Source organism: Pseudomonas sp. SIMBA_067, from assembly GCF_046534675.1.
GTDB classification, from domain to species: Bacteria; Pseudomonadota; Gammaproteobacteria; order Pseudomonadales; family Pseudomonadaceae; genus Aquipseudomonas; species Aquipseudomonas putida.
Genome location: NZ_JAWRYH010000325.1, coordinates 1 through 278, shown reverse-complemented (window position 1 = coordinate 278; position 278 = coordinate 1). Strand labels below are relative to the sequence as shown.

Sequence of the window (278 nt, the reverse complement as noted above, 5' to 3'; positions counted from 1 at the left end):
GTATTGTTTTCGCCGCATTGATGGGCTTTACCGGAAGCTATGAAGGCGCCAGCTTTGTAAAAGATATTTACCAAGGTTTTAGCGACATGCAGGAAATATTTTTACTGTCTATGTTTATTGGTGGCCTCTCTGAGTTTATTCGTATTAATGGCGGCCTCGACTACATCGCGCAAAAAATTCAAGCAATCACTAAGGTCATTGCAAAATGGCATCGCAAGGTAGCGGATCAGTTAGGGATAGCTGCATTGGTGCTAACCAGCAATATGTGTATTGCTAAC

The 278-nt window shown here is 42.4% G+C and carries 1 pseudogene; it reads left to right on the top strand.

The features are described from left to right. Positions 1–278 (top strand): annotated as a pseudogene (locus SB765_RS29300) (hypothetical protein); the annotation flags it as partial.